The sequence below is a fragment of the Halohasta litchfieldiae genome (assembly GCF_002788215.1).
GTDB classification, from domain to species: Archaea; Halobacteriota; Halobacteria; order Halobacteriales; family Haloferacaceae; genus Halohasta; species Halohasta litchfieldiae.
In genome coordinates this window covers 935165-960281 of the sequence record NZ_CP024845.1, presented here as the reverse complement: position 1 = coordinate 960281, position 25117 = coordinate 935165, and the positions used below count along the sequence as shown (strand labels likewise).

General features: G+C 60.4%; 24 protein-coding genes. 17 read left to right on the top strand and 7 right to left on the bottom strand.

Going from position 1 to position 25117, the window contains the following annotated elements; translation table 11 throughout:
* Positions 1–86 precede the first annotated feature (86 nt).
* The 5 genes from HALTADL_RS04905 to HALTADL_RS04885 all read left to right on the top strand — a co-directional run bounded on the left by HALTADL_RS04905 (position 87) and on the right by HALTADL_RS04885 (position 3785).
* On the top strand, positions 87–566 hold the full coding sequence (locus HALTADL_RS04905; protein ID WP_089673327.1) for a Mov34/MPN/PAD-1 family protein: 480 nt from the start codon (positions 87–89) through the stop codon (positions 564–566).
* Positions 563–1000 carry an adenylyltransferase/cytidyltransferase family protein gene (locus HALTADL_RS04900; RefSeq protein ID WP_089673326.1) on the top strand — a complete coding sequence of 146 codons (438 nt, stop codon included), beginning with the start codon at positions 563–565 and terminating at the stop codon, positions 998–1000. Before HALTADL_RS04905 ends, HALTADL_RS04900 begins: the two co-directional genes overlap by 4 nt.
* Positions 1001–1067: 67 nt before the next feature.
* A complete protein-coding gene (locus HALTADL_RS04895) occupies positions 1068–1769 on the top strand; it encodes a type I 3-dehydroquinate dehydratase (protein ID WP_089673325.1) in 702 nt (233 codons plus the stop codon).
* A 126-nt stretch (positions 1770–1895) separates the two neighbouring features.
* A complete protein-coding gene (locus HALTADL_RS04890; RefSeq protein ID WP_089673324.1) occupies positions 1896–3335 on the top strand; it encodes a sulfatase-like hydrolase/transferase in 1440 nt (479 codons plus the stop codon).
* Positions 3336–3785 (top strand): GtrA family protein, encoded by a 450-nt coding sequence (locus HALTADL_RS04885; protein WP_089673323.1) that lies wholly within the window; start codon positions 3336–3338, stop codon positions 3783–3785.
* Between the two features lie 26 nt (positions 3786–3811).
* Here the strand turns inward: HALTADL_RS04885 and HALTADL_RS04880 are convergent, their stop codons facing one another.
* Positions 3812–4102, bottom strand: coding sequence for a UPF0058 family protein (locus HALTADL_RS04880; RefSeq protein ID WP_162551666.1), 291 nt, complete (start codon positions 4100–4102; stop codon positions 3812–3814).
* A 225-nt stretch (positions 4103–4327) separates the two neighbouring features.
* Here HALTADL_RS04880 and HALTADL_RS04875 point away from each other — a divergent pair, with 225 nt between their 5' ends.
* Together HALTADL_RS04875 and HALTADL_RS04870 are read left to right on the top strand one after the other, a co-directional pair.
* Entirely contained in the window at positions 4328–5683 is a 1356-nt protein-coding gene (locus HALTADL_RS04875) for a protein kinase domain-containing protein (RefSeq protein WP_089673321.1), read from the top strand.
* Positions 5680–6432 carry a hypothetical protein gene (locus HALTADL_RS04870; RefSeq protein WP_089673320.1) on the top strand — a complete coding sequence of 251 codons (753 nt, stop codon included), beginning with the start codon at positions 5680–5682 and terminating at the stop codon, positions 6430–6432. The genes HALTADL_RS04875 and HALTADL_RS04870 overlap by 4 nt, the downstream gene beginning before the upstream one ends.
* Positions 6433–6454: 22 nt before the next feature.
* Here HALTADL_RS04870 and HALTADL_RS04865 read toward each other — a convergent pair whose 3' ends face one another.
* The gene (locus HALTADL_RS04865; protein WP_089673319.1) at positions 6455–7603 is read right to left on the bottom strand and encodes an acyl-CoA dehydrogenase family protein; all 1149 of its coding nucleotides are present in this window, start codon (positions 7601–7603) and stop codon (positions 6455–6457) included.
* A gap of 63 nt (positions 7604–7666) precedes the next feature.
* Entirely contained in the window at positions 7667–9289 is a 1623-nt protein-coding gene (locus HALTADL_RS04860) for a KaiC domain-containing protein (RefSeq protein ID WP_089673318.1), read from the bottom strand.
* A gap of 159 nt (positions 9290–9448) precedes the next feature.
* Between HALTADL_RS04860 and HALTADL_RS04855 the strand changes: the two genes are divergently transcribed.
* Positions 9449–10276 carry an NAD(+)/NADH kinase gene (locus tag HALTADL_RS04855; protein ID WP_089673317.1) on the top strand — a complete coding sequence of 276 codons (828 nt, stop codon included), beginning with the start codon at positions 9449–9451 and terminating at the stop codon, positions 10274–10276.
* 208 nt (positions 10277–10484) lie between these two features.
* On the opposite strand, the gene carB is transcribed toward HALTADL_RS04855, so the two are convergent.
* Positions 10485–13706 (bottom strand): carbamoyl-phosphate synthase large subunit, encoded by a 3222-nt coding sequence (gene carB, locus HALTADL_RS04850; RefSeq protein ID WP_089673316.1) that lies wholly within the window; start codon positions 13704–13706, stop codon positions 10485–10487.
* A gap of 123 nt (positions 13707–13829) precedes the next feature.
* Positions 13830–14213, bottom strand: coding sequence for a hypothetical protein (locus HALTADL_RS04845; protein ID WP_089673315.1), 384 nt, complete (start codon positions 14211–14213; stop codon positions 13830–13832).
* Between the two features lie 224 nt (positions 14214–14437).
* On the opposite strand from HALTADL_RS04845, the gene HALTADL_RS04840 reads away from it, so the two are divergent.
* From HALTADL_RS04840 to HALTADL_RS04820, 5 genes are all read left to right on the top strand, one after another.
* On the top strand, positions 14438–15478 hold the full coding sequence (locus HALTADL_RS04840) for a lysylphosphatidylglycerol synthase transmembrane domain-containing protein (RefSeq protein ID WP_089673314.1): 1041 nt from the start codon (positions 14438–14440) through the stop codon (positions 15476–15478).
* 81 nt (positions 15479–15559) lie between these two features.
* On the top strand, positions 15560–16015 hold the full coding sequence (locus tag HALTADL_RS04835; protein ID WP_089673313.1) for a 30S ribosomal protein S19e: 456 nt from the start codon (positions 15560–15562) through the stop codon (positions 16013–16015).
* Positions 16016–16076: 61 nt separating this feature from the next.
* On the top strand, positions 16077–16433 hold the full coding sequence (locus tag HALTADL_RS04830) for a DNA-binding protein (RefSeq protein ID WP_089673312.1): 357 nt from the start codon (positions 16077–16079) through the stop codon (positions 16431–16433).
* A gap of 4 nt (positions 16434–16437) precedes the next feature.
* On the top strand, positions 16438–17034 hold the full coding sequence (locus tag HALTADL_RS04825; protein ID WP_089673311.1) for a DUF7411 family protein: 597 nt from the start codon (positions 16438–16440) through the stop codon (positions 17032–17034).
* A gap of 149 nt (positions 17035–17183) precedes the next feature.
* A complete protein-coding gene (locus tag HALTADL_RS04820) occupies positions 17184–18062 on the top strand; it encodes a DMT family transporter (RefSeq protein WP_089673310.1) in 879 nt (292 codons plus the stop codon).
* A 56-nt stretch (positions 18063–18118) separates the two neighbouring features.
* On the opposite strand, the gene HALTADL_RS04815 is transcribed toward HALTADL_RS04820, so the two are convergent.
* The gene (locus HALTADL_RS04815; RefSeq protein ID WP_015911568.1) at positions 18119–19057 is read right to left on the bottom strand and encodes a transposase; all 939 of its coding nucleotides are present in this window, start codon (positions 19055–19057) and stop codon (positions 18119–18121) included.
* A 121-nt stretch (positions 19058–19178) separates the two neighbouring features.
* Positions 19179–19610 (bottom strand): hypothetical protein, encoded by a 432-nt coding sequence (locus HALTADL_RS04810; protein WP_089671601.1) that lies wholly within the window; start codon positions 19608–19610, stop codon positions 19179–19181.
* Positions 19611–19832: 222 nt separating this feature from the next.
* Here HALTADL_RS04810 and hisS point away from each other — a divergent pair, with 222 nt between their 5' ends.
* The 4 genes from hisS to glpK all read left to right on the top strand — a co-directional run bounded on the left by hisS (position 19833) and on the right by glpK (position 25095).
* Positions 19833–21131 (top strand): histidine--tRNA ligase, encoded by a 1299-nt coding sequence (gene hisS, locus HALTADL_RS04805; RefSeq protein WP_089671602.1) that lies wholly within the window; start codon positions 19833–19835, stop codon positions 21129–21131.
* Positions 21132–21193: 62 nt separating this feature from the next.
* Positions 21194–22708, top strand: coding sequence for a TrkH family potassium uptake protein (locus tag HALTADL_RS04800; protein ID WP_089671603.1), 1515 nt, complete (start codon positions 21194–21196; stop codon positions 22706–22708).
* A gap of 103 nt (positions 22709–22811) precedes the next feature.
* The gene (locus HALTADL_RS04795; protein WP_089671604.1) at positions 22812–23210 is read left to right on the top strand and encodes a universal stress protein; all 399 of its coding nucleotides are present in this window, start codon (positions 22812–22814) and stop codon (positions 23208–23210) included.
* Between the two features lie 346 nt (positions 23211–23556).
* Positions 23557–25095, top strand: coding sequence for a glycerol kinase GlpK (gene glpK, locus HALTADL_RS04790; protein ID WP_089671605.1), 1539 nt, complete (start codon positions 23557–23559; stop codon positions 25093–25095).
* Positions 25096–25117: the final 22 nt, after the last annotated feature.

The following is a 25117-nucleotide window of genomic DNA, read 5'->3' as shown; positions in this document are numbered from 1 at the left end:
CAGCCGAGTGGGGGAGTCGACCGTTCGGAACTCGGCTGAGTCGACAGTTCGGAAACCTTAGATGGTCGCCCACCCGAACACCGACAATGCGGCTCTTCAGATCGAGCGAGATTCTCGGCATCGCCCGCGACACCCTAGAGTTCGCGCTCGAAGCCTCCGAGGAAACCCATCCCAACGAGTACATGGGCTTCCTGCGGGCCGAAGATGCCCGCAAACTCGGTCTCGAAAAAGAGGGCCAGGTCATCACCGACGTGCTCGTGATCCCCGGCACGAAATCGGACCCGATGAGCGCGACCGTCCAGACCAACATGGTCCCCAACGACATCAAGGCCGTCGGCTCGGTCCATTCGCACCCAAACGGCGTCCTCCGACCGAGCAACGCGGATCTCGGCACCTTCCACAAGGGCGATGTCCACATCATCATCGGCGCGCCCTACGACTGGGGCGACTGGCGCGTCTTCGACAGCAACGGCGACCCCCGCTCGATTGATGTTCTCGACGTTGATCTCCCCGAGGAGACCTTCTTTGATTTCACCCAGGAAGACATCGACGAGGAACTCTCATGACTCGACCAACGCGTGCGGTCGCCCAAGGCACGTTCGACATCCTGCATCCGGGCCACGTCCACTATCTCGAGGATGCCGCGACCTATGGCGACGAACTCCACGTCATCGTCGCCCGCTCAGACAACGTGACGCACAAAGCACCGCCGATCCTTTCGGATCGCCAACGACTCGACATGGTTCAGGCCTTGGCGGTCGTCGACGTCGCCCGACTGGGCCATCCCGATGACATTTTCGTCCCGATTGAGGAGATCCAACCCGACGTGATCGTTCTCGGCTACGACCAACATCATGACGCCGACGGTATTCGAGCAGCATTGGCCGACCGGGGGATCGACTGCCGGGTCGAGCGCGCGAGTGCCCGCGACCAGCAGTATCCCGACGAACTGCTCTCAACCGGGTCGATTGTCGACCGTATTGTCGACCGACGCGGATAGCTGCGAGACACCGAGAGCCAGCAGGGCCGAACGGTGCTGTTTTGCGGGTCGCCGAGAATCGCCCACTATGACCAGCCTCGATTTCGACTCGTTCGTGCTTGCGGCGGCGACCGACGACCTCTCGGCGGAGCCTGCGGCCCGCGATCATGCAGATGCCGTGGAGTTCCGGCTGGATCTCGCCACTGATTCACTCACCCAAATCGACGCCTACAGCGGCGACCTCCCGCTGATCGTCACCAATCGCGCTGCATGGGAGGGCGGCGAGGCCGACGACGAAGCCAGTCGACTCGACACCCTCAATTCGGCACTCGATCACGAGGCGGTGGCAGCGGTCGACCTCGAACTCGGTGCACTCGACGGCAGCGTCTCCGAAGCGGCAACCGATCAGGCACGCGAACTCCGAACGACCGCCCGCGAGGCTGGCGTTAGTGTCATCGCCTCGGTCCACGACTTCGAGTCGACGCCATCGGTCGACGGGATGATCGATCTCTTAGCTCACGCAAGCAACGAAGGTGATGTCGGCAAACTCGCCGTGACCGCTACTGACCGGAGCGACGCTCTCGCCGTGCTGTCGGCGACACACAGTGCGGTCGAGGCGGGACAGACCGTTGCCACGATGGCGATGGGTACAGCGGGTCAGCATACCCGAGCAGTTGCGCCGGTCTACGGCTCGGCAATCGGCTACGCGCCAGTCGACCCCGAGGGGGCGACCGCGCCCGGCCAGTATGACCTCGAAACGCTCCGCGAGCTGGTCGACCGACTCCAGTAGCCACGCCGATAGCGACGACGTGGGGTCCAATATGTGAACAAATGGGAACTTTCTGTCCAAATATAAGCGACTAACCGAAAATATCAAGCGGAGTCACATCTCTATTCAGTACACTCACAACCAATCATGGATCGTTCTAGAGACGTGTCAAATGTTGTTCTTATTACGGTCGACTCGCTCCGAGCGGATGCTGTCGGCGCATATGACGAGAGTCGACTCACGCCGGTGATGGATTCGCTCGCCGAGTCGGGAACCCGCTTCGAGCGAGCGTTTGCGAACGGCAACTGGACGCCATTTTCCTTTCCGTCGATTCTCTCTTCGCGGCCGGTGTTTGCGGATTCCGACCGGGTCGGGATCACCGAGTCACGCGCACTCGCCTCGGTGCTTTCGGAAGCAGACATCTCGACCGGTGGCTTCAACGCCGCCAATGGATTTCTGACCTCTCACTGGGGGTACGACGCTGGCTTCGACGAGTTCGAGCCCTTTGTCGCCAGCGTGGGGTCGAGTATCTATAGTAAGTATCTCGCCACCCATCCGACCGTCGAGGCTTGGATTCAGTTGGCCACCTCCCCGCTCCGCCGGGCGGGGTCGTGGCTCCGCGGGAACTCCGACGACCGGCCGTTTCTCGACACCTCCCGAATGTTCGATGTCGAACATGCCGCCACGTCATTCCTCGAAGACGCTGATTCGCCGTTTTTTTGCTGGGTCCATTACATGGATGCCCACACGCCGTACGTTCCCGCGCCGCGCTACATCCGGGAGGTTTCGTCGAACCTGTTTGGGACCCATCGCATGCTTCACGCCCACACCCGAACCGGACTCGGACTGGAGGTCGACGAGCGGACGCTCACTGAACTTCGAACGCTGTATCAGGCGGCCGTCCGACAGGTCGACGCCTCCATTGGTCGACTGCGCGACGCCCTCGAAGCAAACGGACTGGCCGACGACACCGCGATCATCATCGCTGGCGACCACGGCGAGGAATTTCAGGAACACGGCCATCTCGCCCACTACCCCAAACTGTATGACGAACTGATTCACGTCCCCTTTATTATCGACGTGCCCGGCGAGGACCCACGCTGTGTCGACCCACAGGTGAGTCTGGCCGATATCCCGCCGACGGTGGCCGATCTGCTCGGCGTCGACCCTCACCCCGACTGGGTGGGTCACTCGCTCGTCTCGGCGGTCACCTCCGGCCAAAATCCGGTCGACGAGCCGATTGTCTCGGTGACTGTCCGTGGCGAGGAGGTCACCTCCCAGCCGATCCCGCGGTCGCTGTCGGATGGAGAGCTCCTCGTGAGTGTCCGTGACCGCGACTGGACATACATCGAGAACGTCGACACCGGCAAGGTCGAACTCTACGACCGACCCTCGGACCCGACCCAACAGACTGATCTCGCGGCCGACCCGACCACAGAGCAACAGGCCGTGATCGACCGATTCAGCGAGCGCGTCGAGGAGCATCTCACGCTGTTGGCCAGCGACCAGTCGACAGCGACGGCTGCGGCCGACGACGCTGTCGACGAGGACCTCAACGCCCGCCTCGAAGCCCTTGGCTACAAATAGATGTTCAGATCCTTTCTGCGGAATCTCACCCATGGTCCACTTGTCACACTCCTACGGCGGTTCGTTATCGTCGGCGCGCTCACCGCTGGTGTCCAACAGTTCTTGTTGTGGCTGTTTCTCGATTGGGGCGATCTGAACTACCTCTTGGGAGCCTTGATCGCTATCGAACTGACGATCATTCTCTCCTATATTCTCAACAACGCGTGGACGTTTGAGCAGTCCCAAAATACCGGTACGGTCGCGTATCTGATCGGCCTTTTAAAAACAAACCTCGTCCGTGGCTCGGCGATCCCGATCCAGCTCGGAATCCTCTACGTACTCGTCGAATGGCTTTTGATTCCATACTTGGCTGAAGACGGGGTTGCCATCGTCTTGGTGGGCAACGGGGTTGCTATCGTTATCAGTGGTATCTATCGGTTCGTCCTCGATTCGAAATGGACGTGGGGGTAACCGACCACTTCGGGGGAGATGACCGGCTACGACGACGGTGCCGAAGAGTGAGACGACGGCGTCGAATCCGATTCGGTGCGGATGGTCTCGACATCTGGTGGTGGCTCATACTCGTCGCTCACTGCCGCCGCCAGCAGTGCCGCCAACAGGAGCACGGCCTCCTCGTGGCGGTCGCGGCGCGCCCGAAAGGAAACCGGCGTGACGTCGAGCTCAGCGTAGGGCTCGAAATACGAGCGGTCGACGATTCCTTGGTCGACGACCCGCTCCGAGAGGAGCACTAAAAGTGCATGCAGGTGAACAAGCTCGGTTTTTTTCACACTGTGCCATTGGCTCTCAAGACGGGTAAATCCTCGGTGGTAGTTGGCCACTAGTCTTTGGTTAGGAATTCTCTACTCTCCGAATTCGCGGTATTTCTCTCTGTCGACAGCCGATACAAAGCGGGTGTATTCGGCCGGTGGCGGCGTCGGGATTGGCTCCCGTCTGACGGGCTGTAGCTCTCTATTCAGAGAAATTATATGGTAGAAAACTAAGTACGTAGAATAATGGATGGATCGGGGACAGAACAACGGGCCGCAGAGACGGTCCTAAACGCGGCGATCACAGAGCCTGAGACGTTCGACTCAAAGGAGTTGAACCGGATTCTCCATCTCTTCGAGAGTACGGACAAGACAGTCCGGCTCTCGGCGTCGTGGGCACTTGGTCTCGTCGTGTCGGCCAACCCCGAGGCCGTGACTGGCTCCGTTCGTGCACTCGCCTCACTGCTCGAAAGCGAGCCGGAGTCGGTTCACGAGGACATTATTCGTGCACTGGGTTACATCGCCGCGGAGTATCCAGAGCTCGTCAGAGACGCTATCGAGGATCTCGATCTCCGGGACGACGTCCACAACAAACAGCTGATCGCGTCGATCCGTGACCGCGAACTCTCGGGGTCGGTGACGACGCTCACCGGTGAGGCCTCCGAGTATCAGGGACTCGGCACTGCCGCCGAGGACGATGAGACCGTCGAGGAGCCCCCAGACCGCGAGGAGCGCGGTCGACCTCCAACTGAGCCACCGCCGACCCCGCCGCCGGTCGAGGCCAGACGTGAGGCGTTCGACCCGATCAAATCCCGCGGCTCGGGGAGTCACGTCGACCTCTGGTTGGTCCGGTACTCGGACAGAGAGAGAACGCACTCCGCGCTGCTCACCCAGATTCAACACCGCGCCCCCGCTGAGTTCGACACTGAGTTCACCGAGACACTCAACGAGTGGCAGTCAGTCGACGATCACGACGCCATCGTGCCGGTTGTCGCCCACGGCACGATCCCAAAGCCGTGGTTCGTCGTCGAGTATCAGGAGGGCCAACGGCTCAGCGACCGTCTCGGCTCACTGTCGGATCGAGAGGCTCGCTGGATCATCGACCGCATCGTCGACGCCGTCTGTCATGCCCACGGCTCGGGTGTGATCCACGGCGGGCTGACGCCACGGAACGTGATCTTCAGCCGGACCTACGATGGCAACGTCTGGCCCTATCCCAAGATTAGCAACTGGGGTATCTCGCAGTTGCTCTGTCAGCTGTCGGCGCTGCCGATGGGAGTGCCGCCGATGTATGCGGCCCCCGAGCAGGTCAAGCCCGACCAGTTCGGTGGCGTCGACGCCTCGACCGATATCTACCATCTGGGGCTAATTGTCTACGAACTCCTTACCGGGCGGTTGCCGTTCGACGGCCAGCCGGGAGTCGTGCTGCAGAAGGTCGTCGAAGAACAGCCACCGCCGGCCAGCCAGTTTACCGACGAGCTTTCGGATGGCGTCGACACGGTGCTCGCGAAATGTTTCCGGAAGTCCAAACTCTACCGCTACAACACGGTACAGGATTTCCGGACCGAACTCAGACAGGCACTCAGCGGGGGGGCAATATGACACTGTTGGAGAATCCGGAAGGGACTGTGATCGTCACTCGGCTGACGGCCTATATGCTGCTGTTCGTTGCCTCGATCAGTTTGACCTATTACACGATGCAGAACTCCAACCGGCGGACGATCAACTCGGAGATGTGGGAGTACGTCATTCTGGCTGGGATCGTCGGCGCGTTGTACGCCGTGACAGGCACTGCCGAGGTAATCGCGGCGGCGGATATCGTTCCGGCCAGCGCCGGCTTCGTCGGTTCGATCCGGCGGCTCTGCCAGCTGTTCGTTATTATCTTTTTCGCGCTGGCGATGCGGGAACTGTACTTCGAATCGCCACAGCAGACCGAAGACAGGGGGGTCTCGATGCCGATCTCAATCGAGAGTATCCGCTGGATCGAGGCGGGGTTTCTGTTCATCGCCTTCATCCAGTTCATGATCATCATCCTGCTTGGATTGAATAGCGTGACCCTTGTCGTCCAGCTGGCCGCGAGTATTGGCTTTACGCTGTATGGCGTCTCGTTTGCGGCACGGATCAAAGGAGCCGCAATGTCGAGCCGAACGGTCCTCGATACGATGTTGACCTACATTATCGCCATCCTCCTCAGCGCAGGCGCTGCGAGCGCGGTCGAGGTCGGCGTCCTCGTCGGGGTTCAGTCCGCCCTCGTCGAGTCCATTAGTATCGTGCTGACGATCATGTTCATTACGTTCCTGCTCGTGCTCACGACCCGACTCAAACAGAACGTCGCCGACGTCTCGGTTTAAACAAGCGTTCGATCCGTCGACGCTACGGTCGATGGCGGTAGATCAGGTTTCGCTGGATCTCGTTGGCCCCTTCATAGATGGCCGGAATCCGCACGTCACGATAGACCCGCGAGATGCGTCGATCCGCAAAGATCGACCGCCCGCCGTGAAGCTGCATTCCCTGTTCGGCACAGAAGATCGCCGCCTCGGTCGCGTGTGTCTTGGCCAGCGCCGCCCAGTAGCCCGGGTTCTCGCCCTCGACGACCTTCCGGCAGGCCCGCCACGTGAGCGCTCGGGCAGATTCGAACTGGAGTCGCATATCCGCCAGCGTATGCTGGACGGCCTGAAACTCGTCGACCGTCCGCCCGAAGGCCTCACGCTCGTGGACGAACGCCTCGGCTTCCTCGATGGCCGCCGCCGCCAGACCCAGTCCGTGGCCGCCGACGATCACTCGGCCTTTATTAAAGAACTCCGTGAGCATGTAGAAGCCGCCACCCTCGGTGCCGATGAGGGCTTCCTCGGGGACGAAACAATCATCCAACACGATGTGGCCCTGTTTGGAGGCCCGCATGCCGATTTTCTCGGGGACGTGTTCGGCATGGTATCCCTCGCGGTCGGTGTCGACTATGAAAATAGAGAAATTACTGTACCGGTCTTCCCGGTCACCCGTTTTTGCATAGAGGGTGAGCCAGTCGGCCTCGACGGCGTTACCGACCCAGTACTTCTCACCGTTGAGTCGGTAGCCACCGTCTACTTTTGTCGCTTCAGTCGACATTCCGGCGAGATCCGATCCTGTCTGCGGTTCGGAAACCGCCAATCCAGAGATCTGATCATTGGCTGCGATAGGCCGGAGGTAGGCTTCTTTCTGTGACTCGGAGCCGTAGCGTTCGATCATCTCACAGCCGAACCCGGCCAGTTGGAGAGTCAGCGCAATGCCAGCGTCGGCTCGGAAAAATTCCTCGGCAGTTGCCAACAGCTGATAGAGGTCGTACCCCTCGCCGCCGTACTCCTCGCTGATCTCTTGGGCGACAAACCCCTCGTCCATTGCAGCCTCTAGGACGTCCCACGGATAGTCGCCGGAGGCGTGGTAGTCGGCCGCAACCGGGCTAATCTCGTCGGCCGCAAACGCCCGAGCCGCCTGTTTCCGTTCCCGTGCGTGCTCGGGGACAATGCTGTCATCGAATAGCTCCATACGCGTCTATCGCAACGAGTGGTGAAATAACACCGGTCAGACCGAGTTGTGAACTCTTGGCGGTCAGAAGATGTTGGCCTGTCGGTGGACGCTCATCCCCTCGTCGGTGAGGTCGTAGGGTTTCGTCGCTCGGGAGTGGTTTGCATCCCGGATCTTCTGGATCTCGATGGCCAGCCGGGTTTCCTCGAAGTTCGAGGTCCGGACGTACCGCAGGACGAAGAAGGCATCCGTGAGGTATTCGACCGCGCCGTAGCGAGAGGCATGCGAGGAGTCCTCGCTGGCCTCGGAGGTCAGCAGTGTCGTCACCCCGGCGTCTTTGAGCGAGCGCGTGAAGTCGAACACTTCGCTCCGTCGCTTGGCTGGATGGTCGTACATCATCTCAAGCAGGGATACGGAGTCCAGCACGAGCCGCGAGGCACCGAACTCGCGGATCAACCGCGAGATATCGCTCCGAATCGTTGCCAGACTGTTTGCCATCTCGACTGGGTCGAGGACGACGACTGCGAGTTGGTTGTCGTCGGCGTACTCCCGGAACGGCCACCCCTTCTCCTCGGCGGTCGACAACACGGCCTCTTCGGTCTGTTCGAGCGTGATGAAGACCGCGCGCTCGCCGTTTTCGAGGGCTTCGTTCAAAAACTGGAGGGCGAAGGTGGTTTTCCCGGTCCCGGCCCCACCGATGATACCGATCAGCGACCGCTCGGGGACGCCGCCGAGGATCATCTCGTCGAGTCCCTTGATCCCGAGATCGATCCGGTCGATATCAGATTCGAAATTCTCCTCGTCGAAATCCTCGGGGCTCGATGGGCTCGGTGCGCCGCCACCACCGCCACCGCCACCGCCGCCGCTGAACCCACCGAAGCCGAAATCGTCGTCATCAGAGTCTCCCATCCCGCCACCACCGCTACCACCGCTACTTCCGCCGCCACTGTTGCCGAAGCCGAACGGATCGTCCGATGGCTCCGAATCAGGCTCCGGCGTCGACGCCTCGTTGGTATCTGGTGGTGGGTCGGTTGAGGTGGCCGTCTCGTCGCCTTCATCTTCGATACTGAAGCCGAACTCCTCGGGGGATTGGGCCGTCGATGGCCCAGCCTGCTCGCCGGCGTCGACAGCATCCGACGCCACTGTGTCTGTCTCCGTCTGATCGATGCCTGCGTCATCCGTACTGTTATCGTCAGTCTCGGATGGGGGTACAGACGGCTGTTCGTCCGTACTGTCAGCGTCGAACTCGTCGGCACTGCTGGTGGCTTCTCCGTCGGCCGTGTCGACTGGGTCATCGGTCGGTTCAGTCGGTTCCTGTTGGTCGACCGTGTCGTTGCTCCCGTCGACCTCGTTTACTTCCAGTTCGGGATCGTCGGCACCGAATCCGAACTCGTCAGTCGACTCGTGCGTTGCCTCGGTTTCATCCCCGGCGGCATCGGCCTCATCGGGCTCATCAGCCGAGAACCCGAACACATCGGCTGCTGACTCGTCGTCAGTCGCCTCTGCAGCCGCCGGCTCGTCATCCGGCGCTGCTGGTGTGTCAACGTCTGAGTCGGCTGTTTCGGTGTCGTCCTCAGAATCTTCGGTCTCGCTATCGCTGTCGAGATCCTCGATCTCACCGTTTTCTTCTAACGCTTTGAGATCCTCGTCGTCCAACTCCTCCTCGTCGAGTTCGCTGATGGCCTCCTCGAACCAGTCGCCACTCATCGGCTCTCACCCACCTGACTGCGAACTCGCATCTCGCGGGATGCGACCGTCCATCGCAGTGGTTGATGATTCATACCGACTCAAGAATATCCGTAAGTATGAATGTTCCCGTCGAAACGGTGACGGAGGGCTTTTGCCCTCGGCTCTCAATCGGCGTGCATGGAGGTCGGAATCGTCGCACAGCGGGGCAACAGCCGGGCAACAGCACTAGCTGCCGAGATCAGAGCCACACTCGGTGCGGCGGGCGTCGACTGTCGGCTCGACGAGGCGACCGCCAGCACGGTCGACGCGCCCGCGGCTGGCGCGGACGTCGACAGCTTTGCGGAGTGTGATCTCGTGGTCAGCATCGGTGGCGACGGCACGTTTCTGTTCGCCGCCCGCGGGGCTGGCGGTACGCCGATTCTGGGCGTCAACCTCGGCGAAGTCGGCTTTTTAAATGCCGTCAGGCCCGACGAGGCCATTGAGGCCGTCCGCGAGGAGGTTGAGTCGCTCCGCGAGGGGAGACAGGAGGTCCGGGAGGCCCCACGGCTCACTGCCAGCTTCGAGGAGTGGGAAAGCGTCCCCGCAGTCAACGAGATCGTCGTCACCGGCCCGCGGCGCGGCCACGGCGGCGGCGCAACGTTCGAGGTCGAGATCGACGGCTCACATTACACCAGCGGCCACGCTGATGGTATCCTGATCGCCACCCCAACTGGGAGTTCAGCCTACAATCTCAGCGAGAGCGGGCCGCTTGTCCACCCGTCGATCAACGGCCTGATCATCAACGAGATGTGTGGCACGGAGGCAATGCCACCGCTGGTGGTGGCTGGCGACTGCGAGGTCACCATCTCGGTTGCGGACGCCGATCACGTGGTGGTCGTCAGCGATGGTCGACGGCCACACGAACTCGATGTCCCATGCGAAATCACGGTCTCGCGGGCCGAACCACCGGTTCGACTCGCTGGCCCAGTCGCCGATTTCTTCGAAGCACTCGGCAAACTCTCCTGAGTTGTCGACTTATAAATATAGCTGCCTTACAAAGCAGTCTCAAAAATATGCTTATAAATATCGGTCGTATTTCACAAACGACTACAGCGACTGGTTTTATATTACCCTTCCAGAACCATTCAGATATCCTCTCATAATCGACGCGAGTAATCACCACCAACACGTACAGAAAAATCAGTCGTCGTCAGTTAGCGACCGTTGTCGTCGACTACCGGCCCCACTGGGCGATGCGTTTCGGACGGTCCGCAATCGAGACCACGTCGAGTGGTTCGTCAGCCGCGCGGATTGCTTCAAGCGCGGCGTTTGCGCTGGCCGCGGTCGAGAAGTAGGTAAGGTTCTCCTCGACGGCGACCTCAAGCAGGTTGCGGTCACGGGAGATGATCAGATCTACGTCACCTTTGCGGGCGGCATCGACGAGGTCGACGGCCTCACAGAATTCGAAGAACTCGCCGAACCCATCGACGAGTTCCTCGCCAGCCTCAGTATCGGGGTCCGGGAACGCATCATCGGAGAGATCGATTGCGACGACACCCGACTGTGGGATCGATTTGTTGGTGGCGTCTTGGGCTTTGGCGTAGGCCTTGCCGAACGTGTCGGCACTGCCCATCACTTCGCCGGTGGATTTCATCTCCGGTCCGAGACGCGGATCGGATCCCTGCAGGCGGTCGAACGGCAGGACGACCTCCTTGACGCTCGTCTGTTCGGGGATCTGCTCCTCGACCGCGAGTTCGGCGAGCGTTTTGCCGGTCATCACCTTGGCGGCGATTTTGGCAATCGGAACGCCCGTGGCCTTCGAGACGAACGGAACCGTACGTGAGGAACGTGGGTTCGCCTCCAAGACGTACACCACGCCGTCTTTCACCGCAAGCTGGACGTTCAGCAGGCCGACGGTTTCGAGGGCCTCAGCGATGCCTTCGGTGACGTCGCGCACGCGGGCCATCGTTGCGTCGTCCAGCGAGCGCGGCGGGATCATACACGCCGAGTCGCCGGAGTGGACACCCGCGCTCTCGACGTGTTCCATCACGCCGCCGATCAGGACGTTTTCGCCATCCGAGACGGCATCGACATCCAGTTCGACCGCGTCGTCGAGGAACTGGTCGACGAGGATTGGCTTGTCCGGTGAGACACGCACGGCCTCCTCGATGTAGTGTTCGAGCTCCTGATCGTCGTGGACGACACGCATCGCACGGCCACCCAGCACGTAGCTCGGACGCACGAGAACGGGGTAGCCGATCTCGTGGGCGAGTTCCAGTGCTTCAGTTTTCGAGGTCGCGGTGCCACCCTCTGGCTGGGCGATGCCTAGCTCATCCATGAGGGCGTTGAACCGGTCGCGGTCCTCGGCGAGGTCCATCGCCTCGACGGTCGTCCCCAGCACCTCACAGTCGAGTCCACGGCGGTCGATTTCGGTCTGGAGCGGCTCGCCGATGTTGACCGATGTCTGGCCGCCGAACTGAACCATCACACCGTTTGCGCCGGTGGCTTCGATCACGTCGGCGACCTCTTCGGCCGAAATCGGATCGAAGAAGAGTCCGTCGGAGGTATCGTAATCAGTAGAGACGGTTTCGGGGTTGTTGTTGACGACGTGGGCCTCGATATCTAGGTCACGCAGTGCCTGAATCGCGTGGACCGAACAGTAGTCGAACTCGACTCCCTGTCCGATTCGGATCGGACCGCCGCCAACGACGACCACGCTGTCGACCTCTTTGTCGACACGCAGTTCACCCGCAGCGGCGTCGCCGAGAAGCGGGCCTTTCTGGAACTCCGGCAGACGTGCGGAGTAGTAGTACGGGGTTTCGGCAGCGAACTCGCCCGCACAGGTGTCGACCTGTTTGTAGTTGCGGCCGGGAACCTCTTGTTCGACAGTGCCGACATCGGTGCCGCCACCGGCGACGGCAGCGATTTCGGCGTTCGTGTGACCGGCGACCGCGGCCGGGGTGAAGTCGCCGTTCTGGGCCGCGGTCACCGACTCAGCCACGCGGCTGAACCGCTCGACGTACCACTCTTTGATCCCCGTGAGTTCGATGATCTCGTCGACCGTGTAGCCGCGGTCGAAGGCCTCGAACATGGCGTACGGACGGTCCGGCGTCGGTTTCTCGATGTATTCAGACTCTAGGGTCTCGTCGTCGATCTCGTCCCAGTCGGCGGCGGGGTCGTACTCCGACGACCGGAGTGCCTTCAGGAGCGACTCCTCGAAGGTCGAACCGATGGCCATCGCCTCTCCGGTGGATTTCATTGCCGTGCCGAGTTCGAAGTCGACATCGTCGAACTTGTCTATCGGCCAGCGTGGGACTTTCGTCACGATGTAGTCGATGGCTGGCTCGAAGGCGGCGGTCGTCTCGCCGGTAATCTCGTTTGAGATCTCATGCAAGCGTTTGCCGAGTGCGACCTTCGCGGTGACACGGGCAATCGGGTAGCCGGTGGCCTTCGAGGCCAGTGCCGACGAGCGGGAGACACGCGGGTTGACCTCGACAACGCGGTACTCGCCGCCGGTCGAACCGTCGTCCCGCCACGCGAACTGGATGTTACAGCCGCCCTGAATGCCCAACTCTCGAATGACATCGAGTGCCGCCGTGCGCATATCCTGGTGGCCATCGTCGGGGATGACCTGCGAGGGGGTGACGACCGTCGACTCGCCGGTGTGGATCCCCATCGGGTCGATGTTCTCCATATTACAGATGATGATACAGGAATCGTCGGCGTCGCGCATCACCTCGTATTCGAGTTCGACCCAGCCAGCGATGGACTCGGTGACGAGCACTTCGCTGTTGCGCGAGAGGCGGAGCCCTTTGCGGACGCGCTCGACGAGTTCGTCCATCTCGTCGACGATACCGGAGCCGGAGCCACCCAGCGTGTAGGTTGTTCGGGCGATGACAGGCAGGCCACCAACGTCGTCGACGGCCTGTTCGACGCGGTCGCGGAGCGCGCCCGAATCGAAATCAGTGACGGATTCGCCTTCGTCAAGCGAGAGCGTTACGGATTTCGCAACCGGCTGGCCGATGTTCTGCATCCGCTGACGGAACAGGTCGCGGTCCTCTGTTGCGTAGATGGTGTCCAGCGGCGTCCCCATGATCTCGACGTCGAACTCTTCGAGAACGCCCTCCTCGGCGAGTTCGGCGGTGACGTTGAGGCCGGTCTGGCCACCGAGGCCGGCGATGACGCCGTCCGGTCGCTCCTGTTCGATGATGTCGGCGATGGCTTCGGTCGTGATCGGCTCGATGTAGACCTCGTCGGCCATCTCGGGGTCGGTCATGATCGTCGCCGGGTTGGAGTTGACCAACACGACCCGCGCGCCCTCCTCTTGGAGTGCTCGGCAGGCCTGTGCGCCCGAGTAGTCGAACTCAGCGGCTTGGCCGATCTGGATCGGTCCACTGCCGATGAGCAGGATTGTACGGTCTTCCTGCGAGCTCCCCGAACTGCTCTCAGTACTCATTACACGGGCGAAGTACGCTCATCGTAATAAGGCCGACGATAAATTGCGAGATCCGTAGCGATTTTCCGAATTTCGAAAGAGGTACGCTACCACAACGCATACTGTCGACTGATCCGACGGGAGTTACTCGGATTTCGTCCGCGACGGGTCGGTCGATGAGCCAAACAGCCGCACGGGGGGTGTACGTTGGCCGAACCGCCAGTCGTACAGCAGGAACGAAACACCGAGTGCCGCAAGCGAGAGGAACACGAATACGATAAAGTTCTCTCGAACAAACGGCTGATCAAGCATATGATGAAAAAAGAACAGGTCGGCGACTCCGCTATCATGAAGCGCCTCGAGATTTGCTGCCAGATCTCCGTCGACGATTTTACGCATATCCGGGAGGAGCGCCCAGACCCCACCCAGAAACGCGCCTGTGAGACGATAGCGGGTGATCGGTAGTAGCCAGAGGATCATGAGCACAGTCACGAACCCAGCAGTGAAATGAACGATAGCAGGAGCCATGATGTGGCCCTACACAGTCGACGGTTTTCGTTAGGAACATCGTACCCATTGTGATCGACAGTCGACACGCGCAGGCAAGATCAAACGTATAGTTAAGACCCTCATACCGACAGAGTTGGTTCGATGACGCTGGATAATCCTTGATTACTGGCGGACTCTCTGGACCGCAAGTGTCGTCGAGAGCTGATCGGTGTGTTCTTTTGGATTCAATTCATGCTCCCGCTATGGATAGCCGCCAGCTCCGAACGACAGCACTCGGATTCCTCCTTGCGGGGGTCGTGTTGGCTGTTCTGGGCTGGCTCGTTGGCGTCGACGAGGTCGTGGCGATCCTTCGGCAGGCCGACAACCGCGGTGTTGGGCTCGTTGGACTGCTGATCTGTGGCTGGGTTGCCGCATGGGGGTTCGGTATTCGAGACGTTCTCAGAGCGTTGGACACCCCAACCTCGTCGGTAACTGGTATCTTACTGTCAGCAGGCGCGGGGTTTGCTAACAACGTCACGCCGTTCGGTCACGCCGGTGGGGAGCCGCTGACGGGACTGTTAATCGTCGACCGAACTTCAGCCCCTTACGAGCGAGGAATCGCGGCGATGGCGACCGTCGACACGGTCAACGTCTTTCCATCTGTTGGGTTTGGACTGGTGGGCCTCGGCTGGATCGCGGTTGACAGCTCGCTTAGCCACCAGCTTACTATTGTTGCCGTGGCTGCTGTGGTGGCCACCGTCGTCGGCTCATTGCTCGGTGTGGCGGGCTGGCGTCGACGGAGCGGGCTTGCGGCTCGTCTCGCTGCCGGTCTCTCCCATATTGCTCGCCCGATTGGGAGCGTTATGCCACGATTAACGCCGCCGAGTCGGGCCAAATTGACCGCCCGCATTGAGGGGTTTGTTGCTGATCTCGAACTGATTGCCGGGAGTCGACGGACACTGACTGTTGTCTTCGGCTACTCCGCAGTTGGGTGGCTGTGTCAGATCGCTGCGCTCTGGGCCGCGTTCGAAGCTATCGGCGCGCCGATCTCGTTCGCGGCTGCGCTCGTCGTGGTCCCGATTGGATCCGTGGCGGCGGCCCTACCCTTGCCGGGCGGTGCGGGTGGGATCGAGGGGCTGTTAGTCGGGTTGCTCGTCGCGACACCGCTGTCGACGCTTCCGGCGGCGTCGGTGGTCGCTGGCGTCGTGTTGTTCCGTGGGGTGGCGTTTTGGCTGCCGACCGCGACCGGCGGCATCGTTTTTGCGGAGTCCGCAGTCAGACAGCGTCGACAGCGTGACTCGTAGCCCTTCGGACGCTACCGATCCGCATACGCCGTCCGTCGGCAATACGATGGCTTTAAACGCGGCAATCCGGAATACGCTCTCATGGTAACTCTCTACGACGTCCCGGCCGAGGAGTTCATCGACGAACTCGCCGACCGGCTCGCCGACCGCCTCGAAGCGCCTGACTGGGTCGAGTTTACGAAAACCGGCCAAGACCGCGAACTGCCACCACAGCAGGAAGACTTCTGGGAGACACGCGGTGCCAGCCTCCTCCGGAAGGTCGCGATGAACGGTCCAATCGGTGTCGAGCGACTCGCTACTGAGTACGGCGGTACCAAGGACGGCTCCAACCGGTATTCGGTTGCGCCGGCCAACCACGTCTCGGGTTCGAAAAAGATCATCCGCGAGGTTCTGATCCAGCTCGAAGACGAGGACCTGCTCCAGACCGCACAGGGCGAGGGTCGACGGACCACCGCCGAGGGCGATTCGTTCCTCGATGAGGTCGCACAGGACGTCTTCGAATCCCTCGACCGGCCGGAACTCGAACGCTACGCGTAGATCTTCTTCGACTGTCGACCGCTCCGAAACCGTTTTTGGGACTGCACGGAAACACGTAGGTATGAGCAACAGCCCTGACGACGACCGGCTCGAAGAGCTACGCGAACAGAAGCGCAAAGAGCTCGAACAGCGCAAGCAGGGCGGATCGCCACAGGACCAGGAGGCCCAAGAGGCCGCCCAACAGCAGGCCGAAGCCCAGAAGGAGGCGATGTTGAAACAGCATCTCACTGATGGGGCCCGCCAGCGACTCAACGCCGTCCAGATGTCGAAACCACAGTTCGCTGAGAAGGTCGAACAGCAGATCGTCGCCTTAGCCCAGAGCGGCCGGATTCAGGACCGAATCGATGAAGACCAGATGAAGGCCCTCCTCAAGGAGCTCCAGCCCGAATCGAAATCCTTCGATATTCAGCGGCGATAACCCAATGGAGCTCGCGTTGCTGTACAGTGGCGGCAAAGACTCCTCGCTTGCCGCGCTTGTTCTCGATGAGTTTTACGACCTCACGCTTGTGACCGCCACCTTCGGGCTCACCGACGACTGGCAACACGCCCGGAGCGCCGCCGAGGCCCTCGGTTTCCCGTTCGAGACCGTCGACCTCGATCCGACGATCGCCAAGGAGGCCGTCGACCGAATGGCCGAGGACGGCTATCCCCGAAACGGGATTCAACAGGTCCACGATCACGCGCTCGAAACCGTTGCCGCACTCGATGTGGCGGCCATCGCCGACGGCACCCGACGAGATGACCGTGTGCCGAACGTTTCGCGGGCCACTGCCCAGAGCATCGAGGATCGGTATGACGTCGACTACATTGCGCCCCTCTCGGGGTTCGGTCGCCACGCGGTCGACCAGCTCGTCGAGGCCATCTTCGAGGTCGAGGTCGGACCAAGCGAGGAGGTCGAAAAGGCCGACTACGAGGACGAACTCCGAACGCTGTTGACTGACCGCCACGGTATTGAGGCAGTCGCCGAGGTGTTTCCTGCCCACGAGCAGACCTATGTCCACGGTCGACGTGATCCGTAGCACTACGCAGTAACGCGGTAGTTGGACTGTAATATAGTGGTAGAGACAGATTAACGGTCGATTCGTGCTCCAACCCCGTGTGACAGCTATCTAATTGTTTGCCTATTTAATCGAATAATTAATAACTACTGTAGTAATTAATTTTTATAATGGAACGGGGTATCGGCTATGCAGTCGTTGCTGCAGTCGTCTGGGGCCTGTATCTCTTCTATCTCAAACGGGCGTTTCGGGGGTATACGGCCTCGACGCTGACGGTTTTAGTAAATGCGTTCGCACTGGGCTGGTATCTACCAATTCTCGGCGTCTCGTTCGGCTTCGGTGACGCAGCAGACGCACTTGTTGGCTTCGGCGCAGACGACGTGGGCGTGCTCGCACTGACAGTCGTCACGATTGCTGGGGCGAACGTCGCTTTTCTGCGGGCGCTAGCGATTGGTGATGTATCGTACGTTGCGCCGATCAACAAGGTCGTCCCTGTCTTCGTCCTCCCAATTGAGGTACTTTTCCTTGGGCAGTTTCTAACACCGCTGCAAATCATTGGCGTGTTCATCGCTACGGTAGCCGTCTACGTCGCCAATTTTCAGGGGGGATCGCTGCTCGAACCGCTCCGGCGGGCGGCCAGTTCGCGGGCTGCACAGCTCGCGCTACTGAGTGCCGTGTTTTTTGCGGTGAGCGATGTCGGTAAACGGGTTGGACTCCAGGAGCTTGCGATTCCGACGACACTGTGGGTACCACTGTTGTTCGGCGGCGTGATCGTCGTCCTGCTTCCCTCGGTTCTCCGGTCTCCTCCATCGACTATCCGCTCGGATCTCCCACAGTTCGTCGTCGCTGGAGGCTTTGTCGCCGTCGGTGAGTATATTACGACACTGGCGTTCTCGCTCGTTCCGGCGAGTATTGCTTCTCCAATCATCAACGCCCAAGCAATCGTTGCGGTTATTCTCGGTGGTGTACTCCTCAAGGAGCAGTATTTCGGTATGCGAGTCGTGGCCGCAGTGCTCGCCGTTATCGGTGTGACGCTGATTGCGATTTAACTAGTAGTTTATTCCCTGTGTTCTGTCGACGGTCTGAGGGTGTCATAGAATAGTTCTCATAGCGTGATGACGGTGCTTCCTGGATTGTCTCCGCGTTCGTCGTTGGTGATCGCAATAACGAGACGAAGGCACAGCGCGAGGAACACTTGTGCTCGTGCGTGGACGCGGCCTCGGGCGCGAACGTGCCCGAGGCCGCAGTCCTTGACGGCGTCGTTGGTTCGTTCGACTCCACTCCGGCGGTTGTACGTCTCGTCTAGCGTCGATTGCTTCAGCTGAACGTCCTCGCTGTGTTCGTCGATGCGGGCTTCGACCCTGTACTCGATGTCTTTCGGATCGTCGGTGTTTCGTGCGTTGTACGGAGCGACTGGCACGACCCCTGCGGCCAGCAGGTGGTCGTGCCAGCCGAGCGTGTCGTAGGCGCTGTCTCCAAGCATCCAGATCGGTTTCTCGACGGCGAGCGCGTCACACGTGACGCGCATCGCCGTCTCCTCTGGCGCTTGCTTGCTCTCGGTGAACTCCGCGGCAATCGGGATCTTTTGCCCGGTCGAGACGATCGTACAGCCGTAGCCGTGGTAGTACTCTTCGGCGGTTGGATCGTAGCCTTTCGACGCGTCTTGGTCGGCGGGCATCGTCCTCACGTCGGTGGAATCGATGGAGTAGGTCAAGTCGAGCAGGCCGCGGCAGGCGGCCTGCTCGACGAGGCGGTCGAAGACCTCGTCGACGACGTGTTCGAGGTCGGTGAGGAAGCGATCGACCGCGTCTCTCGACGGCGGTCGATCGAAGCCACAGCTGAGCCAGACGACCGTGTTCTGGAGTTCTCGCGTGACTGGACGGATGCCGTAGACGTTCTTGTAGTAGCAGTGCAGGAACGCTCGGAAGAGTGCTGGTGGGTGATGATCTCGTGTTCGCCCCCGGCGAGCGGGGGCGAACACATCGAATTCTTCGAGAAAGTCGAACTCAAGATGCTCGAACAACGCGAGCGTCTCGGTCGCCATTACATTGAAGAACTCGTCGATAGAAGTCTCCTCTTGCAGGATGCTGGCGCTCGTAGACACAGTTCCAACATCCTGCGTCTTCGTGTGTGACGCTTTCTATGACACCCTCTCGACGGTCTTTCTATCGAGTGGCGGCTGACTCTCGGCCTCTCTCCTGATGGGTGGCTGCGATCTCCGCAGCGGCTGTGATCGCCTCGGTCAGCGAGCCAACGGTGGTCCGATGTTGGCGGCTATCGAACGGTGAGCGACGCGTATACAGCTCGATTCGGTCGGTCGGAGCCGCTACGTCGACCGGTTTAAGCGTGATCCGGTAGCCGTCGCCGCTGTCGGTGAGCCGAACGACCTCCGCGAGCGATTCGTCGCCAAACTGGACCATGTCGCACTCGACGTGCCAGCCGTCAGGGAGTCGACTGGGGATGCTGTAGGGTTCGATATAATCGCCAACTGTGGCGATGGTGTCGACAGCATCAAGGGAGTCCGGTGTCTCTGTGAGCCACTCTCGGAGCCGCTGGAGTTCCGTCTGGAGGAAGGTACGAACGGAGAGGTCTGTCATAGATGGGGGGGACGGTCGGTCGACTGGCTGACCGACCGCTGTCTACTGTTCAGATCTGCAGAATTGCATATCGTTATACAGCCACTTGTCACCCGGTTTGGCAGTCACTACTCTCTGCTAGTGACATCCTACGCCGACACAAACCGTGGTAGTGCTGTCGACTGGACGGCTGCCAAACGACAAAAGACAGGTTTCAAGCGCGGCCTCCGCAAACCCATCCCCATGTACGACCGACTCAAAGGGTTTCGTGATTTTTACCCCGACGAGATGACCGCCCGCCGGGAGGTCATCGACACTGTCGAGGATGCGGCAGCCCGCTACGGCTTCCGTGAAATCGGGACCCCGACCCTAGAGGCAACCGAGCTGTACACGGACAAATCCGGCGACGAGATCGTCGACCAGCTGTACAACTTCACCGACCAAGGTGGCCGCGAGGTGACGCTGACGCCCGAACTGACGCCGACGGTCGCCCGGATGGTCGTCGCGAAAAGTCAGGCGCTGTCGAAGCCGATCAAATGGCGCTCGACGCGACCCTTTTGGCGCTACGAGCAGGTCCAACAGGGTCGCTTTCGGGAGTTCTATCAGACTAACGTCGACATCTTCGGCTCCAGTGAACCCACCGCAGACGCCGAGATCCTCGCCTTTGCAGCCGACGCCCTGACAGATCTGGGACTGACCCGCGATGACTTCGAGTTCCGAGTCTCTCACCGCGATATTCTGGGCGGACTCTTGGAGGCGTTCGACGCCGACGTCGACACCGAGGCCGCGATTCGGGCGGTCGACAAATCGGACAAAATCGAGGACGCCGAATATTACGATCTGTTAAACGAGGCCGGGCTCCGGTACGATCAGGCCGAAACCTTTGACGATCTACTCGGCACTGACGACCTCGACGATCTGGTTGCCTTCGCCGAAACCGACCGGGTTACCGACGCTGTCTCGAACTTGCAGGCCGTCCTCGATGCGGCCGAGGACTTCGGCGCACGCGAGTACTGCGAGGTCTCCCTTGAGACTGCCCGTGGGCTGGACTACTACACGGGTGTCGTCTTCGAGTGTTTCGACTCGACGGGCGAGGTCTCCCGCTCCGTGTTCGGCGGCGGCCGCTACGACGACCTCATCGAGAGCTTCGGTGGCCAGCCAACCCCCGCAGTCGGCGTCGCCCCCGGCCACGCCACCCTGCAGTTGCTCTGTGAGCGGGCCGGTGTCTGGCCCGAGGAGGCTCCGTCGACCGATTACTACGTGCTGTCGGTTGGCGACACCCGCGCAGTCGCCGCCGCTGTGGCCCGGGAACTCCGCGAGTTGGGCCACGTGGTCGAAAGCGACGTCTCGGATCGGAGCTTCGGCGCACAAATGAGCTATGCGGACTCGATCAACGCCGAGACGGTCGTTATCGTCGGCGAGCGCGACCTCGAAAACGGCGAGATCACGCTCAAGGAGATGGCAACCGGCGACCAGACGACCGCACCGATAGACGACTTCCCCGGCAACCTCACCCGGCCGACCTACGACGACTGGGAGTAACCTAGCCGTCGGTGATAGTCGGCTTTAATTGGCAGCACAGACAGTAACAGATACATACCTAAATGAGCATTCGGGTTTCGTGGCGGTACAGTCTCAATTTGACTGGTACTATCGTCAAATGGCTGGCTGTCCCGCTGTGTTTTCCGCTGCTGGTGGCGCTCTACTACAGCGAGCCAGTTGCACCGTTTTTGGTCACGATGGGTGTGACTGTACTGTTCGGCTGGCTGCTTGAACAGCTCGATGGCGACGACCGCCTTGGTCCACGGGAGGCACTGCTGATGGTCTCGCTGACGTGGCTGTTTGTCGGACTCCTGTGTGCGATTCCGTTTGTCGTTGCCGGACGTGGGACGATTGCCCATCCGATTAACGCAGCCTTCGAGGCGATGAGTGGGATCACGACAACGGGCGCAACTGTCCTTCGGGAGTTCGATATTCACAGTCGGTCGATCATGATGTGGCGACAGCTCACGCAGTGGCTCGGCGGGCTCGGAATCCTGATTCTTGCGACAGCTATCCTCTCGCAGCTGTCTGTCGGTGGTGCACGGCTGATGGAGACCGAAACCCAGTACGACAGCGTCGACAAGCTCACCCCCCGTATCGAAGACACGGCCCGCCTCATCGGCAAACTGTATCTCGGCTTCACCGTCGCGACGATTGCAGTTCTGTACGGGCTGTATCTCGGTGGCCTCGCACCGAATATGCATCTGTACAACGCGGTCGCCCACGCCTTCACGAGTGTGTCGACGGCCGGGTTCTCCACGGAGCCACTCAGCATCGAGGCCTTTGCCCCAATCGTTCACTGGGTACTCATCGTCGTGATGTTTCTGGGGTCGACCAGCTTCGTGCTCATCTATTTCGTTCTCAAAGGGAACATAGAGCGACTCCGCAACAGCGAAGAGTTCCGGTTCTATCTCGGCACTGTCCTCGTCTTTTCGGGGCTGATCGTTTCGATTCTCTTGCTCAAAGAAAACCCGACTGGGACCGGCTTTCCCGAAACGTTTCGGCAGTCGGTGTTCAACGTCGTCTCGATCATTACGACAACGGGTTACGCCAACGCGAATTTCGATCTCTGGTCGCCGTTCGCCAAACATCTGCTGTTCATGTGTATGTTCCTCGGCGGGATGGCGGGGTCGACGACCTGTTCGATCAAATCGCTCCGCTGGCTGGTGGTGTTCAAGGCGTTCCGTCGGGATCTGTTTACGGTGATTCATCCCGAGGCGATCCGGCCGATCCGACTCAGCGGGACCACAGTCGACGAGGACACGATCCGAGACATCTACTCCTACACGCTGATCGCCGTCGTCGGCGTCTTCTTCGTGACGGTACTGATCGTGGTCAATGGCGCACGGACCGGTCTCTATGACATCGCTCTTGGCTTCAGCGAGTTTGACGCGCTGGGTGCGGCCGCGTCGACGTTCCTCAACATCGGTCCCGCCTTCGGCGCGGCCGGTCCCTACGGCACTTACGACGTGTTTTCGATGTCGACCAAAGCCGCGATGGTAGCCATCATGTGGATCGGTCGGATCGAGATCATCCCGGTACTCGTGTTGTTCACACGCTCGTTTTGGCAGTCGTGAGTAGATCCTACTCCAAAGGCGGTCGCTCAGTCGGTGAATTTCTGCGTATCAAATCCGATTTTGTAAGAGCAATATAAATATACCAGCCGAACTACTATCGGTCGTGACAACCACGCTCGTTTCGGTCCGGTACCCGCTCACCGAAGACAGCCATCGGACGATCACCCGTGGGCTTGATTATGTGTCCGATGACACGGATTCGCTGATCGTCCTCCACGTTTCACTCCTCCAAAACGGTGATTCACTCACCCGACAGGAGCTCCAGACGGCCGTCGAAGCCGAGTTCAGTGACATCCGGGCCCACTACATCGTCCGGCAGGGGTACGTCCTCGAAGAAGCCATCGTCGACGAGGCCGCCAGACAAACGGCCGACCGCGTGATCGTCGGCAAAACCAAACGCGGGCGAATTCGACGTCGACTCGGCCAGCTGTTCGGCCTCTACCCTGATCTCGAAGCCGAACTCACTGGCAGTCTCAACACGACACTCGAAGTCGTCGAGTAGTCCCTCCGACTCCGAAATCAGCGAGTAATGTTTGCCGTCTCCGGGCTGTCGAACCGCTGTTGGCCTCTACGGGTGTGATCGGACTCGTTCTCGGGATCTCGGCCCGTAACTCGCTGGGCAACTTCTTCAGCGGGATTTCGCCTCTACAGTGGGAGAGCGAACGCTTGCCGTATTCGATTGACTATACCGAGATTTTATAAAAATTATCAGTACAATGATAATACTTATTGTATGAATCAATGATTACTACTCGTGGATCAGGTAGTGATTACTCACTGTTCAGGAGTTCTAGGCTGTCCTCAGCGAACAGTACGTCATTCACTACCTCCACAGCTTAGTGATAAATATGGCAACTGATACATATGTTGGTTCCGTCGACCAAGGGACCACAGGGACACGGTTCATGGTCTTCGACCATGGCGGTAACGTTGTAGCGAGCGCCTACGAGAAACACGAACAGATCTATCCAGAGCCCGGGTGGGTCGAACACGACGCGATGGAGGTTTGGGAGAACACGAAAAGCGTCATGAACACCGCCCTCGACAAGGGTGGCCTCGACCCAGAGCAGCTCGAGGCAATCGGTGTCACCAACCAGCGTGAGACGACGCTGCTGTGGGATGCCGAAACCGGTGCGCCAATCGCCAACGCCATCGTCTGGCAGGATCGCCGGACCACAGACCGGATCGAAACTCTCGAAGACGAGGGGAAAGCCGACATGGTCCAACAGAAGACCGGGCTCGAACCCGACGCCTACTTTTCGGCGACCAAAGCCGAATGGCTGCTGGACAACACTGATCCGATCAAACTCCAGCGCGCCCGCCCGCAGGACGTTCGGGAACGCGCCGAGGCTGGCGATCTCATGTTCGGGACGATGGACACGTGGGTGATCTACAACCTCACCGGCAACCACATCACCGACGTCTCGAACGCCTCCCGGACGATGCTGTTCAACATCCACGACATGGACTGGGACCAAGAACTCCTCGACGAGTTCAACGTCCCTGCCGAGACGCTGCCCGAAGTGCGACCCTCCTCGGACGACGAGACCTACGGGTCGACCGACGCTGGCGGCTTCCTCGGTGCCGAAGTGCCCGTTGCGGGTGCCCTCGGCGACCAGCAGGCCGCCCTCTTCGGCCAGACCTGCTTTGATTCTGGAGACGCCAAAAACACCTACGGCACCGGCTCGTTCATGCTGATGAACACCGGCAACGAGGCCGTGATGAGCGACCACGGCCTGCTTACCACCGTGGGCTTCCAGCGCTCCGGTGAGCCGGTCCAGTACGCCCTCGAAGGCGCGATCTTCATCACCGGCGCAGCAATCGAGTGGCTCGAAGACATGACGTTGATCGACGACGCAATGGAGTCCGAAAGCGTTGCTCGGAGTGTCGATTCGACTGACGGCGTTTATCTCGTTCCCGCATTCACCGGTCTCGGGGCTCCACACTGGGATCAGCGCGCACGCGGCACCATCGTCGGGATGACCCGTGGCACCCGACCAGCCCACGTCGTGCGTGCGACGCTTGAGGCAATCGCCTACCAGACCAAAGACGTCGCCGAGGCGATGGTCGAAGACGCGGATATCGACCTCGCGGACCTCCGTGTCGACGGCGGCGCGGTCAAAAACAACTTCCTCTGTCAGCTCCAGGCCGATATCGTCGACACGAACATCGTCCGGCCGGTAGTCGACGAGACCACAGCACTCGGTTCTGCCTACGCCGCCGGTCTCGCGGTCGGCTACTGGGAGACGGTCGACGAACTCCGTAAGAACTGGCAGGTCGACCGCGAGTTCGAACCCAACGAGGATGCCGACTACAGCAAAGAGTTCGAGCGCTGGCACGACGCCGTCGACCGGTCGATGGGCTGGGCCCAGGACGACGACGAGTAGTCGACGCGGTAGCAATCGCTCA

What these genes read in the sequence shown, in the direction of transcription:
- HALTADL_RS04905 (WP_089673327.1), top strand. Translation starts at nt 87, where the DNA reads ATGCGGCTCTTCAGATCGAGCGAGATTCTCGGCATCGCCCGCGACACC.
- HALTADL_RS04900 (WP_089673326.1), top strand. Translation starts at nt 563, where the DNA reads ATGACTCGACCAACGCGTGCGGTCGCCCAAGGCACGTTCGACATCCTG.
- HALTADL_RS04895 (WP_089673325.1), top strand. Translation starts at nt 1,068, where the DNA reads ATGACCAGCCTCGATTTCGACTCGTTCGTGCTTGCGGCGGCGACCGAC.
- HALTADL_RS04890 (WP_089673324.1), top strand. Translation starts at nt 1,896, where the DNA reads ATGGATCGTTCTAGAGACGTGTCAAATGTTGTTCTTATTACGGTCGAC.
- HALTADL_RS04885 (WP_089673323.1), top strand. Translation starts at nt 3,336, where the DNA reads ATGTTCAGATCCTTTCTGCGGAATCTCACCCATGGTCCACTTGTCACA.
- HALTADL_RS04875 (WP_089673321.1), top strand. Translation starts at nt 4,328, where the DNA reads ATGGATGGATCGGGGACAGAACAACGGGCCGCAGAGACGGTCCTAAAC.
- HALTADL_RS04870 (WP_089673320.1), top strand. Translation starts at nt 5,680, where the DNA reads ATGACACTGTTGGAGAATCCGGAAGGGACTGTGATCGTCACTCGGCTG.
- HALTADL_RS04865 (WP_089673319.1), bottom strand. Translation starts at nt 7,603, where the DNA reads ATGGAGCTATTCGATGACAGCATTGTCCCCGAGCACGCACGGGAACGG.
- HALTADL_RS04860 (WP_089673318.1), bottom strand. Translation starts at nt 9,289, where the DNA reads ATGAGTGGCGACTGGTTCGAGGAGGCCATCAGCGAACTCGACGAGGAG.
- HALTADL_RS04855 (WP_089673317.1), top strand. Translation starts at nt 9,449, where the DNA reads ATGGAGGTCGGAATCGTCGCACAGCGGGGCAACAGCCGGGCAACAGCA.
- carB (WP_089673316.1), bottom strand. Translation starts at nt 13,706, where the DNA reads ATGAGTACTGAGAGCAGTTCGGGGAGCTCGCAGGAAGACCGTACAATC.
- HALTADL_RS04845 (WP_089673315.1), bottom strand. Translation starts at nt 14,213, where the DNA reads ATGGCTCCTGCTATCGTTCATTTCACTGCTGGGTTCGTGACTGTGCTC.
- HALTADL_RS04840 (WP_089673314.1), top strand. Translation starts at nt 14,438, where the DNA reads ATGGATAGCCGCCAGCTCCGAACGACAGCACTCGGATTCCTCCTTGCG.
- HALTADL_RS04835 (WP_089673313.1), top strand. Translation starts at nt 15,560, where the DNA reads ATGGTAACTCTCTACGACGTCCCGGCCGAGGAGTTCATCGACGAACTC.
- HALTADL_RS04830 (WP_089673312.1), top strand. Translation starts at nt 16,077, where the DNA reads ATGAGCAACAGCCCTGACGACGACCGGCTCGAAGAGCTACGCGAACAG.
- HALTADL_RS04825 (WP_089673311.1), top strand. Translation starts at nt 16,438, where the DNA reads ATGGAGCTCGCGTTGCTGTACAGTGGCGGCAAAGACTCCTCGCTTGCC.
- HALTADL_RS04820 (WP_089673310.1), top strand. Translation starts at nt 17,184, where the DNA reads ATGGAACGGGGTATCGGCTATGCAGTCGTTGCTGCAGTCGTCTGGGGC.
- HALTADL_RS04815 (WP_015911568.1), bottom strand. Translation starts at nt 19,057, where the DNA reads ATGGCGACCGAGACGCTCGCGTTGTTCGAGCATCTTGAGTTCGACTTT.
- HALTADL_RS04810 (WP_089671601.1), bottom strand. Translation starts at nt 19,610, where the DNA reads ATGACAGACCTCTCCGTTCGTACCTTCCTCCAGACGGAACTCCAGCGG.
- hisS (WP_089671602.1), top strand. Translation starts at nt 19,833, where the DNA reads ATGTACGACCGACTCAAAGGGTTTCGTGATTTTTACCCCGACGAGATG.
- HALTADL_RS04800 (WP_089671603.1), top strand. Translation starts at nt 21,194, where the DNA reads ATGAGCATTCGGGTTTCGTGGCGGTACAGTCTCAATTTGACTGGTACT.
- glpK (WP_089671605.1), top strand. Translation starts at nt 23,557, where the DNA reads ATGGCAACTGATACATATGTTGGTTCCGTCGACCAAGGGACCACAGGG.